Origin of the sequence: Streptomyces sp. NRRL S-118, assembly GCF_000716335.1 — a bacterium.
Taxonomy (GTDB): domain Bacteria; phylum Actinomycetota; class Actinomycetes; order Streptomycetales; family Streptomycetaceae; genus Streptomyces.
Map to the genome: position 1 here is coordinate 617,151 of NZ_KL591002.1, position 12,935 is coordinate 630,085.

The following is a 12,935-nucleotide window of genomic DNA, read 5'->3' on the forward strand; positions in this document are numbered from 1 at the left end:
GTACGAGCCGGAGCGGCGGCCTCCTCGGCCGCGGCCTCCTCGACCGGGGCCTCGGCGGAGGCTTCCGCGGCGGGCGCACCGGCGGGAGCCGTCGCCTTGCGCGTGGCACGGCGGCGCGGACGGGCGGGTGCGGCGTCCTCGGCGGCCGGAGCCGCGGCGGCGGGCGCCTCGGCGGCGGCCGGTGCCGGCTCCGGGGTGTCGACGACGACCTCGGCGGCGCCGGTGGCCGCGGACGGCGGCCCGGCGGGGCGCGAGGCGGCGCGGCGCCGACGGCGCGGCGGCAGCGTGTCGCTCGGAGAGTTGTTCTCTTCGCTGGTGTTGTTACCGGCGGTGACGCCGGATTCGTTCGGCTCGAGCATGCGGGCGGTTCTCCCGTCACGCTCCCGGGCGCCGCGTCTGGCGCGGGCGCCGCACGGGAGCTGTTATGTCTGGCTCGCCGGTTCCGTACGAGGTACGCACGGCCTGGCGAAAGTCTTGTGTGTGTGCACGCGGCCCGACCCAGGTGGCTCCCGAGTGCCAGGGCTGCGCTGCGACGACCACCCCTACGCGGAACCTGCACCCTGCGTCGCCGCGGCATGTTCGGCGGCCTTGGGTGGGGCGGCCGTGACTGCCTCGCGGTCGGGCGCGAGCGGGTCGGTCACCGTGCCGGTCTCCTCGTCGAAGAGCCCCTGCGCCAGCCTGGTCACCGCTGCGGGGACCGGCGGCGCCAGGTCGGCCACAGCTCGGAGACCGGACAGGACGTCGTCGGGTCGTACGGCAGGTGTCACGTGCCGAACAACCAGCCGCAGTATCGCACAGGGGCCCTGCCCGGGCCTATCGTCCGGCGCGGAGGCCGCTTCCAGGCCCGCCACGGCGGCCCGTGCGTCGAAGGTGCGGATGCCGTTCTTCGTCTTGCGCTGCACCTCGACGGTGCCGGCTGCCAGGAAGGCGGCGACGGCGCGCTCGGCGTCCTCGGCGCCCACACCGTCGAGCCTCAGCTCCCAGACGGAGGCGGTGAGCCGGTCGGCGAGTCCGGACGTGCGTGCCTCGACGGCGTCGATGATGTCGAGGCCGTCGGGGAGCGATTCGTCGAGCAGCTCGCGCAGCGTGTCGGGGTCGCGCGGCTCGGTGAGGGCGATCTCCAGGTACTCCGCTTCGGAGCCGGTACCCGTGGGGGCGGCGTTGGCGTACGACACCTTCGGGTGCGGGGTGAAGCCGGCCGAGTACGCCATGGGCACCTCGGCGCGGCGCAGTGCCCGCTCGAAGGCGCGCTGGAAGTCGCGGTGGCTGGTGAACCGGAGGCGGCCGCGCTTGGTGTAGCGCAGTCGGATGCGCTGCACCGCCGGTGCGGGCGGCGGGCCTTCGGGCTGTCGCTTGCCCAGTGGTTCTTCTCCTCGGTGCGGGGCGGGCGCGGGTGGCGCACCGCCCACGAAAATTCGGGCGGCTCCCGGGGGTCCCGCCCGGCTCACCCCCGCTTGCGCAGGGAGATCTCGGGTGCGGGCGCCGCGCCAGGAGCGGTCGTCGTACTACCCAGAGTACGCGCCGGGACGTGCGCGCGTTCCAGGGGCTGTCGCGCGGCGGCGTCGCCGACCAGGGCCCGCCATGCGTCCCGGCGGGCCTTGCGCACCACTTCACCTGCGGAGACGAGCGCCGCCTTGGCCGCCCGCCCCGCCGCGACGGCGGCGCGCCGGGCGGGGCGCCAGAGGTGGTCGCGCACGGCATGGCCGACCGGGGTGCACACGGTGCGGTAGAACCAGGCGGCGGGCCGGCCGACGAGCTGCCAGGCGAGCCACTTCAGCGCACGGCCCACGGCACGCGAGACGTACCCGGCGACGCGCCAGGCGACCTCGGCCGCGGCGACGATCTCGCGCCCGACGGCGAGGAGACCGCGTCCGACGGGGGTGAGCACCCAGCGGTACAGCCACCGGCAGGGCACCACGACGAGGACCGTGCCGAGCCAGGCCAGGCCGTGTCCGACCGGGGTGAGCACCCAGCGGTACAGGGCGGTGAAGGGCCAGACGAAGACGGCCCGGAGGATACACCCCAGGCCCCGCCCGACCGGTGCGAGCACGGTGCGGCAGAACCAGACCAGCGGTGTGACGACCAGCGTCCTGACCAGCCAGGCGATGCCCCGGCCCAGCGGCGTGAGCACCCGGCGGTACAGCCACTGGCAGGGCACCACGATGCCGTACGTCACCAGGCCCGACACCAGCCACGCCAGGGCGCGGCCCACGGGCACCAGCAGGGTGTCCCACACCCACTCCAGGGCCCGGCCCAGCGGGCGCAGCAGCACCCGGTCGATCGCCCGGCCGCAGGCGGTCAGGACGTCCCAGACCATGCGGACGGGGATCACCACGAGCAGCACCACGATCCGCACCGGGATCCTGATCACCGTGGTCAGGCAGCCTTCGCCGCCTTCGTACGCCTCGTTCCGCTTTTCCAGGTCCATACCCGGCATGACGCAACGGCCCGGCCAGGGGTTTCTTCCCCGGCCGGGCCGTTGCGCGGACGTTACATGATCACTTCACGACGGTCAGCGGAAGGAGCTTCTTGCCGGTGGGACCGACCTGGATCTCCGTCTGCATGGCGGGGCACACGCCGCAGTCGAAGCACGGGGTCCAGCGGCAGTCCTCGACCTCCGTCTCGTCGAGCGCGTCCTGCCAGTCCTCCCAGAGCCAGTCCTTGTCGAGACCGGAGTCCAGGTGGTCCCAGGGCAGGACCTCCTCGTAGGTGCGCTCGCGGGTGGTGTACCAGTCGACGTCCACGCCGTACTCCGGCAGCGTCTTCTCGGCGCAGGCCATCCAGCGGTCGTAGCTGAAGTGCTCGCGCCAGCCGTCGAAGCGGCCGCCGTCCTCGTACACCGCGCGGATGACCGCGCCGACCCGGCGGTCGCCGCGGGAGAGCAGGCCCTCGACGATGCCGGGCTTGCCGTCGTGGTAGCGGAAGCCGATGGAGCGGCCGTACTTCTTGTCGCCGCGGATCTTGTCGCGGAGCTTCTCCAGGCGGGCGTCGGTCTCCTCGGCGGAGAGCTGCGGAGCCCACTGGAAGGGGGTGTGCGGCTTGGGGACGAACCCGCCGATCGACACCGTGCAGCGGATGTCGTTGGACTTCGACACCTCGCGGCCCTTGGCGATGACGTTCGCCGCCATGTCGGCGATCTGCAGCACGTCGTCGTCGGTCTCCGTCGGCAGGCCGCACATGAAGTACAGCTTCACCTGGCGCCAGCCGTTGCCGTACGCGGTGGCGACGGTGCGGATCAGGTCCTCCTCCGACACCATCTTGTTGATGACCTTGCGCATGCGCTCGGAGCCGCCCTCGGGGGCGAAGGTCAGACCGGACCGGCGGCCGTTCCTCGTCAGCTCGTTGGCGAGGTCGACGTTGAACGCGTCGACGCGGGTGGAGGGGAGGGACAGGCCGATCTTGTCCTCCTCGTACCGGTCGGCGAGGCCCTTGGCGATGTCACCGATCTCGGAGTGGTCGGCGGAGGACAGCGACAACAGGCCGACCTCCTCGAAGCCGGTCGCCTTCAGGCCCTTGTCGACCATCTCGCCGATGCCGGTGATGCTTCGCTCCCGCACGGGGCGCGTGATCATGCCGGCCTGGCAGAAACGGCAGCCGCGGGTGCAGCCGCGGAAGATCTCCACGCTCATCCGCTCGTGGACGGTCTCGGCGAGCGGGACGAGCGGCTGCTTGGGGTAGGGCCACTCATCGAGGTCCATGACGGTGTGCTTGGACACGCGCCACGGGACGCCCGACCGGTTCGGTACGACGCGGCCGATGCGGCCGTCGGGCAGGTACTCGACGTCGTAGAACGCCGGGATGTAGACCGAGCCGGTCTTCGCCAGGCGGAGGAGGACCTCCTCGCGGCCGCCGGGGCGGCCCTCCGCCTTCCAGGCGCGGATGATCTCGGTCATGTCGAGCACGGCCTGCTCGCCGTCACCGATGATCGCGGCGTCGATGAAGTCGGCGATCGGCTCCGGGTTGAAGGCGGCGTGGCCGCCCGCGAGCACGATCGGGTCGTCGAGCGTGCGGTCCTTCGCCTCCAGCGGGATGCCCGCGAGGTCGAGCGCGGTGAGCATGTTGGTGTAGCCGAGCTCGGTGGAGAAGCTCAGCCCGAAGACGTCGAACGCCTTCACGGGCCGGTGGCTGTCCACGGTGAACTGCGGCACCCGGTGCTCGCGCATCAGGGCTTCGAGGTCGGGCCACACGCTGTAGGTGCGCTCGGCGAGCACGCCCTCACGCTCGTTGAGCACCTCGTACAGGATCATGACGCCCTGGTTGGGCAGGCCTACCTCGTACGCGTCCGGGTACATCAGCGCCCAGCGCACGTCGCAGCTGTCCCACTCCTTGACGGTGGAGTTCAGCTCACCGCCGACGTACTGGATGGGCTTCTGCACATGCGGGAGCAGAGCTTCGAGCTGTGGGAAGACCGACTCGGACATCTCGAACCTTCGTGAGCTGGCAAGGGGGCGACTCTCAAGCGTAACCCGGCCCCCGGGGCTTCAGAGCCGCCCCGCTTTCCCGCCCGGGGCCGCCCGGCCCCACACCTGCGGCAGCTCGCGCTCGCATTGCTCCGCCCGGGACTCCTCCCTGCCGTACAGCAACCCCCAGGTGAACGCGGTCTCGCCGGCCGCGTGGGCTTTGACCGCCATGTCCCGCAGGGTCTCGCGGGCGACGACGGCGTCCTGGTGCTCGCCGAGGAGCTGCTGGACGCTCTTCATCCGCCGGGCGAAGCGCTTCGCGGGCTTGCCGAGTGCCGGGCGGGCGGCCTCCGTGGCGTACCGGACCCGCTTGGCGGCCTTGCGGGCGTCGTGCAGGGCGTGGTCGCGCGCGTTGCCCGGGGGCAGCGCGAGGGCGCGGTCGACGCGGGCGGCGAGCCGCTCGTACTCCTTGAGCACCGCGCCGCGCAGCACCTTTGCGGCGGGCCCGCGGGCCGCGCGGCGCAGCGGCGGCTCGGCCAGCAGCGCGGTGAGGGAGGCGAGGAGGGCGAGGTAGCGGTCGCTGTCGAGGGCGGCGGCGGTGCGCTCCCTGGTGCCGGCGCGGCCGGCCGCGGCCCAGGCCTGCAGCCTGGCGCGCACCGGGCCGAGGAGCAGGGTGTCGGGCAGGGCGTCGATGCGGGCGGTGAGCCGCTCGGTGAGCACCTCGTGATCGCGCGCGGCGCCGAGTTCACCCGCCAGCCACTTGAGCTCGTCGGCCACGGGGTCGGTGGCCGTGCGGTCGAGGACCTTGCGGTACGAGCGCAGGGCGCTGCGCATGCGGCGTGTGGCGACCCGCATCTTGTGCACCGAGTCGGGCAGGTCGCGCCGTACGGCGGCGTCGTAGGTGAGGAGTGCCTCGGCTTGTTCGCGCAGGTAGCGCAGGACGTGGTCGCCCGCGCTCCCGTCCCCCTCGGGTTCCCGCGCAGGGCGCCAGCCGGTCTCCGCGAGCGCGCGTTCGAGCTTGGACGAGGAGGCGGCGGGGCGCAGGCCGGCCTTGCGCAGCCGCTTGTGCACGGCGTCGAGGAACGCGGGGTCCCCGCCGTCCGCGAGCTCCACTTCGATCTCGGTCCACTCGGCGTGACGGCCCGAGCCGTTCAGGCGGTCCGCGCGGACCGTGTCGGTGCTGAGTTCGGCGAGCAGCGCACCCCGGTCGTCCAGGAGGTGCCGCACGTCCCGCGACGACCGCAGGCGCACGACGGGGACGACGGCGGCGCCGCGGGTCCGGGCACGGACCAGGGCTGTCAGGGCGTCCGGCACCTCGTCGGCGAGCGGGGCGCTGATCTCGTCGCGGGTCCCGGGGGCCACGGGCAGTTTGAGGTGCCAGCCGGCGTCGCCGCCCCCGGTGCGGCGCCGCAGGGTGATGCCGGCCGCGGCGAGGCGCAGGTCGGCGGTGTCGTAGTACACGGCGTCCAGCTCGGCGACGCCCTGGTCGACGGTCCGGGCGGTCCCGGCCACGCCGGTCAGGACGGGCAGCCGGGTGCCGGGGGTGGCTTCGTACTTCCGCTCGATCTCGCGTTTCGTATCCGCCGTCATTCGATTCGGGTTACCCCGGACGGGCCTGTCTACGCCGGACCGCGCGCCGTGCCGCTCAGGCCGTTATCGGCCGCTGCACCCTGATCGACTGGAGCAGCCCGATGGCCACCCACACCGCGAACATCGACGATCCGCCGTACGACACGAACGGCAGCGGCAGACCGGCGACCGGCATGATGCCGAGCGTCATGCCGATGTTCTCGAAGGACTGGAAGGCGAACCAGGCGATGATGCCGGCGGCGACGATCGTCCCGTAGAGCTCGGTCGTCTCGCGGGCGATGCGGCAGGCCCGCCACAGCACCACGCCGAGCAGCGCGAGTATCGTGCCGGCGCCGATGAAGCCGAGTTCCTCGCCGGCGACGGTGAAGATGAAGTCGGTCTGCTGTTCGGGGACGAACTGGCCGGTGGTCTGGTGGCCGTTGAAGAGGCCCGCTCCGTACAGCCCGCCCGAACCGATGGCGATGCGCGCCTGATTGGTGTTGTAGCCGACGCCCGCGGGGTCGAGTTCGGGGTTGGCGAAGGCGGCGAAGCGGTTGATCTGGTACTCGTCGAGGACGCCGAGGGCCGCGACCAGGGCGGCGCCGACGGCGCCCGCGCCGATCAGGCCGAAGATCCAGCGGTTGGAGGCGCCGGAGGCGAGCAGCACGCCGAGCACGATGACGACCATCACCATGACCGAGCCGAGGTCCGGCATCAGCATGACGATGGCCATCGGTACGACGGCGATGCCGAGGGACTTGGCGACCGTCCGGTGGTCCGGATGGAGCTGGTCCCCCGCGTCGACCTTCGCGGCGAGCAGCATCGCCATGCCCAGGATGATCGTGATCTTCACGAACTCGGAGGGCTGGAGGGAGAAGCCGCCGCCGATCACGATCCACGCGTGCGCGCCGTTGATGGTGGCGCCGAGCGGGGTGAGGACGAGCAGGACCAGCACCACGGAGATGCCGTACAGCACGGGCACGGCACCGCGCAGGGTGCGGTGGCCCAGCCAGATCGTCCCGATCATCAGGGCGAACCCGATGCCGCTGTTGAGCACGTGGCGCAGCAGGAAGTAGTACGGGTCGCCGTGGTTGAGCTCGGTGCGGTTGCGGGTGGCGGACCACACCAGCAGCGCCCCGATGAAGGACAGCGCGATGGAGGAGAAGAGCAGCGGCCAGTCGAGCCGGCGCACCCAGGAGTCGCGTGCGGTCAGTCGGGACCAGGCACCGCCGCGCTGCGGCGCGTACCCGGGGACGGAGAAGTTGTTGGTTCCGGCCATCGTGGATCAGTCCCTCCAGGCCGGGGGCGGGCCCGCGAGCTGCGGCTCCCCGTCGCCCTGCCGGGCCGGGTCGACCTTCTGGGATTCGGGGTCGTACGGCGTGACTTCCGGTGCCTCGATGGTGCCGTCCGGCTGGATCCTGGGCAGCGTCTTCTGCGGCTGGGGCAGCAGGGCGCGCTTGATGTCCTGGTTGCCGGCGTCGTCCAGGCCGTAGAGGGCGTCGTAGATGTTGCGCACGGCGGGGCCGGAGGCACCGGAGCCCGTGCCGCCCTGGGAGATCGTCATGACGATCGTGAAGTCGTCGGTGTAGGTGGCGAACCACGAGGTGGTCTGCTTGCCGTAGACCTGGGCGGTGCCGGTCTTGGCGCGCATCGGGATCTTGTCCTGCGGCCAGCCGCCGAACCGCCAGGCGGCGGTGCCGCCGGGCTCGACGACGGAGCGCAGGCCCTTGTCGAGGTTGCTGATGGTCCGGGCGTCGACCGGCAGCCTGCCGCTGGCCCTGGGCTTGATCTCCTCGATCCGCTTGCCGTCGGGGCTGATGATGGCCTTGCCGATGGTGGGCCGGTGCAGGGTGCCGCCGTTGCTGATGGCGGCGTAGGCGGTGGCCATCTGGATGGGGGTGACGAGGACGTCGCCCTGGCCGATGGCGTAGTTGATGCTGTCGAAGGCCTTCAGCTGGTTGCCTTCCAGGCAGCTCTCGTAGGCGATCTGCTCGACGTAAGTGCCGCCCTTCTTGCCCTGCTTGCACCAGGAGTCCTTGTTGGCCTGCCAGAACCTCTGCTTCCAGTGGCGGTCGGGGATGCGGCCGGTGACCTCGTTGGGCAGGTCGATGCCGGTCTCGGAGCCGAGGCCGAACTCGTGGGCGGTCCGGTAGAACCAGTCGTGGGCGTTCTTCTTGGGCTTCAGGCCCCCGTCCTTCTGCCATTCCTGGTGGCCGAGGGCGTAGAAGACGGTGTTGCAGGAGAACTTGAGGGCGTCCCCGAGGCTGATGGGACCGTGCCCCTTGGACTCGAAGTTCGCGAAGCTGCGGCCGCCGAGGCTGTAGGAGCTGCTGCAGTTGTAGCGGCCGTCGAAGGGGTAGCCGGCCCGCACGGCGGCGCTCGCCGACACCACCTTGAAGATGGAGCCGGCGGGTGCCTGGCCCTGGATGGCCCGGTTGAGCAGCGGGTAGTTGGAGTTCTTGCCGGTGAGCTTGGCGTACTCCTTGGCGGAGATGCCGCCGACCCAGGCGTTGGGGTCGTAGTCGGGCTGGGAGGCCATGGCCACGACGCGGCCGGTCCTCGACTCCATGACGACGACGGCGCCCGCGTCCGCCTCGTACGGGCGACCGGTGATCTTGTCGGTCTCCTTGCGGACGGTCTTCATCGCCTGGTGGAGCTCGTACTCGGCGACGGCCTGGACCCGGGCGTCGATGCTGGTGACGACGGTGGAGCCGGGGCGGCCCGGGTCGCTCTCGGCCTCGCCGAGGACACGGCCGAGGTTGTCGACCTCGTAGCGGGTGACGCCCGCCTTGCCGCGCAACGCCTTGTCGTACGTGCGTTCCAGGCCGGAGCGGCCGACCATGTCGGAGCGCAGGAACGGCGAGTCGGTGTCCTTGGCCTTCTCGATCTCCTCGTCGGTGACGGGCGAGAGGTAGCCGAGGACCTGCGCGGTGCGGGCGCCGCCGGGCGCGGTGTAGCGGCGTACGGCGGTGGGTTCGGCGGTGATGCCGGGGAAGTCCTCGGCGCGCTCGCGGATCTGGAGGGCCTGCTGCGTGGTGGCCTCGTCGGTGACGGGGATCGGCTGGAAGGGTGAGCCGTTCCAGCAGGGCTGGGGCGTCTTGGCGTCGCAGAGGCGGACCTTGTCCATGACCTCCTTCGGCTTCATGCCGAGGACGCCCGCGAGGCGGGTCAGGACGGCCTTGCCGTCGTCCTTCATCTTGAGCAGCTCGGTGCGGGACGCGGAGACGACGAGGCGGGTCTCGTTGTCGGCGAGGGGCACGCCGCGGGCGTCGAGGATGGAGCCGCGGACGGCGGGCTGGACGACCTGCTGGACGTGGTTGTTCTTCGCCTCGTCGGTGTACTCCTTGCCCTGCCGGATCTGGAGGTACCACAGGCGCCCGCCGAGCGTGAACAGCAGGGAGAAGACCAGGACCTGGATGACGATGAGACGGATCTGGACCCGCGGGGTCCGGCCGGTCTCGGGGATGTTGCTCATGTCGCGGTGGCCCCCTCGGTCACAGTCGCTTGACGCCCTTGATGCGGCCCGCGCGGGCCGCCCTGCTGCGGGCGGCCTTGATGCGCAGTCCGCTGCGCTGGCTGCCGATGCGCAGTCCGGTGCCCGAGGCCATCCAGCCGGTGGAGACGTCGGCGCCGCCGGTGTTCTCGGCCAGGGGATCGTTCTCGGCGCGCCGGGCGAGCGCCATGATCAGCGGCACCGTGAAGGGCGCGAGCAGGATGTCGTAGATGACGGCGCTGATCAGCAGGGAGACCAGGCCGACGTGGCGGGCGGCGGTGTCCCCGACGAGGGCGCCGACGCCCGCGTACAGCAGCGTGGAGGCGACGGCGGCGGCCACGACCATGACCATGGGGCCGGTGGCGGAGCGCAGCTGCCCGTTCTCCGGCTTGGTCAGGCCAGCGAGGTAGCCGATGACGCACAGGACGAGGGCGTAGGTGCCGGCGGCGTGGTCGGCGGGCGGGGCGAGATCGGCCAGCAGCCCGGCGCCGAAGCCGATGAGGGCACCGCTGACGTGCCCGTACACGAGGGCCAGCGCGAGGACGACGAGCAGCAGCAGGTCGGGCACGGCGCCGGGGAGCTGGAGGCGGGCCAGGATCGACACCTGCAGGACCAGGGCGACCACGACGAGCGTGGTGGAGAGCAGGATCCGGTTGAAGCGCATGGTCTTACTCCCCCTCCGGTGCGCCGCTCGGCGAGCCGCTGGGCGTGCCGGCCGCGGACGGGGTCACCGTCACCGTGACGGTCGGTTCGGGCGTGGGCTTGGGCGGCAGCACCGTGTCGCGGGGGTCGGTGCGCGGGGCCTGGACGACGACGCCGACGATGTCGAGCTTGCTGAAGCCGACGTACGGGCGGACGAAGACGTTGCGGGTGAGGTCGCCGCCGGACGGGTCGACGCGGATGACCTCGCCGACCGGGACGCCGGGCACGAACGGCTTGGCGGCCTGCGAGCCGAAGGTGACGAGCCGGTCGCCGGGCTTCACCTTGGCCTTGCCGTTGAGGAACTGCACCGACAGCGGGCGGTCGCCCTGGCCGGTGGCGAAGCCGAGCTCGTCGGTCCTCTCCATCCGGGTGCCGACGGTGAAGTCCGGGTCGTTGGCGAGGAGCACGGTGGCGGTGCTCGGCCCGACGGTGGTCACGCGGCCGACGAGTCCGTCGCCGTTGATGACGGTCATGTCGCGCCGGATGCCGTCGGCGGAGCCGGCGTCGATGGTCACGGTCCACGAGAAGCCCTGGGCGGCTCCTATGGCGATGACCTCGGCGGCCTTGATGCCGTACTGGCCGGAGCCCGCCTTCTTCAGCAGGTTGTCGAGCTCGCGGACGCGGCTGCGGTTGCGGTCGTCGCTGCCGAGTCTCGCCTTCAGCGCGGCGTTCTCCCGCTCCAGCTGCGCGACGCGGTTGTGGCGTTCACCGGAGTCCCGCACGGCGGCGATCGCGTTGCCGACCGGGTCGACCGCGGACGCGACGCTCTTCTCGACGGGGCCGAAGACCGTCGCGGCGGCCCGCCGGGCGCCGTCCACGGGTGACTCCTCACCGCCGCGGATGTCCACCGTGATCAGCGCGAACGCGATGGCTACCAGCAGCACCAGGAGCAGCCGGCTCTCTCGTGTGTCCCTCACGTGGGGCGGCCGTGCCCTTCCTCGTAGGAAAACTCACAGGGATGTGTGTCGCAGGGTGTGTGTGCCGTTATACCAACCGGAACGACCGGATCAACGATCAGCCGTACGGGTCTGGACAGCACCCGTACGGCTGACCGCTGGCGGGACGCGCTATCTGCGCGGCTGGGCGTCCAGCACCTGCTGGAGCGCCTCGAACTCCTCGACGCACTTGCCGGAGCCCAGCGCCACCGAGTCCAGCGGGTCCTCGGCGATGTGGATGGGCATGCCGGTCTCACGGCGCAGCCGCTCGTCGAGGCCGCGCAGCAGGGCGCCGCCGCCGGTGAGCACGATGCCGCGGTCCATGACGTCGCCGGACAGCTCCGGCGGGCACTTGTCGAGGGTCGTCTTCACGGCGTCGACGATGGCGTTGACCGGTTCCTCGATGGCCTTGCGGACCTCGGCGGCCGAGATGACCACGGTCTTGGGCAGCCCGGAGACCAGGTCGCGGCCGCGGATCTCGGTGTGCTCGTCGGTCTCGAGGTCGAACGCCGAGCCGATGGTGATCTTGATCTGCTCGGCGGTGCGCTCCCCGAGGAGGAGGCTGTACTCCTTCTTGATGTGCTGGATGATCGCGTTGTCCAGCTCGTCGCCGGCCACCCGGATGGACTGTGCCGTGACGATTCCGCCGAGCGAGATGACGGCGACCTCGGTGGTGCCGCCACCGATGTCGACGACCATGTTTCCGGTGGCCTCGTGGACCGGGAGGCCGGAGCCGATGGCCGCGGCCATGGGCTCTTCGATGATGTGCACCTGGCGCGCGCCGGCCTGCGTGGACGCCTCGATGACGGCGCGGCGCTCGACTCCGGTGATTCCCGAGGGAACGCAGACCACGACCCGGGGACGGGCCAGGTAGCGACGCTTGTGGATCTTCAGGATGAAATACCTGAGCATCCGCTCGGTGATCTCGAAGTCGGCGATCACCCCGTCTTTCAGCGGGCGGACGGCGACGATGTTGCCGGGGGTCCGGCCGATCATCTTCTTCGCTTCGGCACCGACCGCCAGGATGCCACCGGTGTTGGTGTTGATGGCGACGACGGACGGCTCGTTGAGGACGATGCCGCGACCCCTGACGTACACCAGCGTGTTGGCGGTCCCGAGGTCGACAGCCATGTCACGGCCGATGAACGACATTGAGTTCCCCTTGTTTCCCATGAGGATGCGTCGGGCCTTCCCAATTAGAGCGTTGACGGCTTCTCAGGTAGGCGAGGTGGGTGGTGTGGCGCGGAGATTCACATCGTAGTCCCGCCTGCACGGACACGGCGCGGTGGCCCGCCTCTGTATAGGTGACGAGGTGTCGGACGGATGCGTTCCCGGACGGGGCGTTCATATGCCGAAGGGCGACCGAAATTCCATCGGTCGCCCCAGGTCATGGGCGCTGTACGGCTGACAGCGGGTCAGGAAATACCGGGGAAGAAAATCTTCAGTTCCCGAATGGCGGACTCCTCCGAGTCCGACGCGTGGATGAGGTTCTCCCGGACGATGGTCCCGAAGTCGCCCCGGATGGACCCCGGCGCTGCGGCGATCGGGTCGGTCGGCCCGGCCAGCTGCCGTACGCCCTCGATCACGCGCTCGCCCTCGACGACCAGGGCGACGACCGGACCGGAGGACATGAACGCCACGAGCGGCTCGTAGAACGGCTTGCCCTTGTGCTCGCCGTAGTGCTGCTCCAGCGTCTCCTGATCGAGGGTGCGCAGCTCCAGCGCGGTGATGGCCCAGCCGGCCTTGCGCTCGATGCGACCGATGATCTCGCCGATCAGGCCGCGGCGTACGGCGTCGGGCTTGAGCAGGACGAGCGTGCGCTGGGTCATGTGTGAC

11 protein-coding genes are annotated in these 12,935 nt (G+C 71.2%); all 11 read right to left on the minus strand.

Annotated features, from left to right (window positions below; genetic code table 11):
* Positions 1-359: hypothetical protein (locus IH00_RS39915; RefSeq protein WP_039946301.1), on the minus strand; the 359-nt coding region annotated here is incomplete at its 3' end.
* Positions 360-542: 183 nt separating this feature from the next.
* Entirely contained in the window at positions 543-1,319 is a 777-nt protein-coding gene (locus IH00_RS0106250) for a TIGR03936 family radical SAM-associated protein (protein ID WP_031070443.1), read from the minus strand.
* Positions 1,320-1,444: 125 nt separating this feature from the next.
* Positions 1,445-2,428, minus strand: coding sequence for a hypothetical protein (locus tag IH00_RS0106255; protein WP_039946303.1), 984 nt, complete (start codon positions 2,426-2,428; stop codon positions 1,445-1,447).
* A 70-nt stretch (positions 2,429-2,498) separates the two neighbouring features.
* Complete coding sequence (locus tag IH00_RS0106260) at positions 2,499-4,421, minus strand: TIGR03960 family B12-binding radical SAM protein (protein WP_031070447.1); 1,923 nt, start codon at positions 4,419-4,421, stop codon at positions 2,499-2,501.
* A gap of 60 nt (positions 4,422-4,481) precedes the next feature.
* The gene (locus tag IH00_RS0106265) at positions 4,482-5,990 is read right to left on the minus strand and encodes a CYTH and CHAD domain-containing protein (RefSeq protein ID WP_031070449.1); all 1,509 of its coding nucleotides are present in this window, start codon (positions 5,988-5,990) and stop codon (positions 4,482-4,484) included.
* Positions 5,991-6,045: 55 nt separating this feature from the next.
* Positions 6,046-7,248 (minus strand): rod shape-determining protein RodA, encoded by a 1,203-nt coding sequence (rodA, locus tag IH00_RS0106270; protein ID WP_031070450.1) that lies wholly within the window; start codon positions 7,246-7,248, stop codon positions 6,046-6,048.
* Between the two features lie 6 nt (positions 7,249-7,254).
* Complete coding sequence (gene mrdA / locus IH00_RS0106275) at positions 7,255-9,444, minus strand: penicillin-binding protein 2 (RefSeq protein WP_031070452.1); 2,190 nt, start codon at positions 9,442-9,444, stop codon at positions 7,255-7,257.
* A gap of 19 nt (positions 9,445-9,463) precedes the next feature.
* Positions 9,464-10,126 (minus strand): rod shape-determining protein MreD, encoded by a 663-nt coding sequence (gene mreD, locus IH00_RS0106280; RefSeq protein ID WP_031070453.1) that lies wholly within the window; start codon positions 10,124-10,126, stop codon positions 9,464-9,466.
* Positions 10,127-10,130: 4 nt separating this feature from the next.
* A complete protein-coding gene (gene mreC, locus IH00_RS0106285; protein WP_031070455.1) occupies positions 10,131-11,081 on the minus strand; it encodes a rod shape-determining protein MreC in 951 nt (316 codons plus the stop codon).
* 150 nt (positions 11,082-11,231) lie between these two features.
* Entirely contained in the window at positions 11,232-12,251 is a 1,020-nt protein-coding gene (locus tag IH00_RS0106290) for a rod shape-determining protein (RefSeq protein WP_031070458.1), read from the minus strand.
* 263 nt (positions 12,252-12,514) lie between these two features.
* Positions 12,515-12,928 carry a nucleoside-diphosphate kinase gene (gene ndk / locus IH00_RS0106295; RefSeq protein WP_031070460.1) on the minus strand — a complete coding sequence of 138 codons (414 nt, stop codon included), beginning with the start codon at positions 12,926-12,928 and terminating at the stop codon, positions 12,515-12,517.
* Between the last annotated feature and the right edge of the window lie 7 nt (positions 12,929-12,935).

Coding starts and splice junctions, on each gene's coding strand:
- IH00_RS0106255 (WP_039946303.1), bottom strand. CDS start 2,428: ATGGACCTGGAAAAGCGGAACGAGGCGTACGAAGGCGGCGAAGGCTGC.
- IH00_RS0106260 (WP_031070447.1), bottom strand. CDS start 4,421: ATGTCCGAGTCGGTCTTCCCACAGCTCGAAGCTCTGCTCCCGCATGTG.
- IH00_RS0106265 (WP_031070449.1), bottom strand. CDS start 5,990: ATGACGGCGGATACGAAACGCGAGATCGAGCGGAAGTACGAAGCCACC.
- rodA (WP_031070450.1), bottom strand. CDS start 7,248: ATGGCCGGAACCAACAACTTCTCCGTCCCCGGGTACGCGCCGCAGCGC.
- mrdA (WP_031070452.1), bottom strand. CDS start 9,444: ATGAGCAACATCCCCGAGACCGGCCGGACCCCGCGGGTCCAGATCCGT.
- mreD (WP_031070453.1), bottom strand. CDS start 10,126: ATGCGCTTCAACCGGATCCTGCTCTCCACCACGCTCGTCGTGGTCGCC.
- IH00_RS0106290 (WP_031070458.1), bottom strand. CDS start 12,251: ATGTCGTTCATCGGCCGTGACATGGCTGTCGACCTCGGGACCGCCAAC.
- ndk (WP_031070460.1), bottom strand. CDS start 12,928: ATGACCCAGCGCACGCTCGTCCTGCTCAAGCCCGACGCCGTACGCCGC.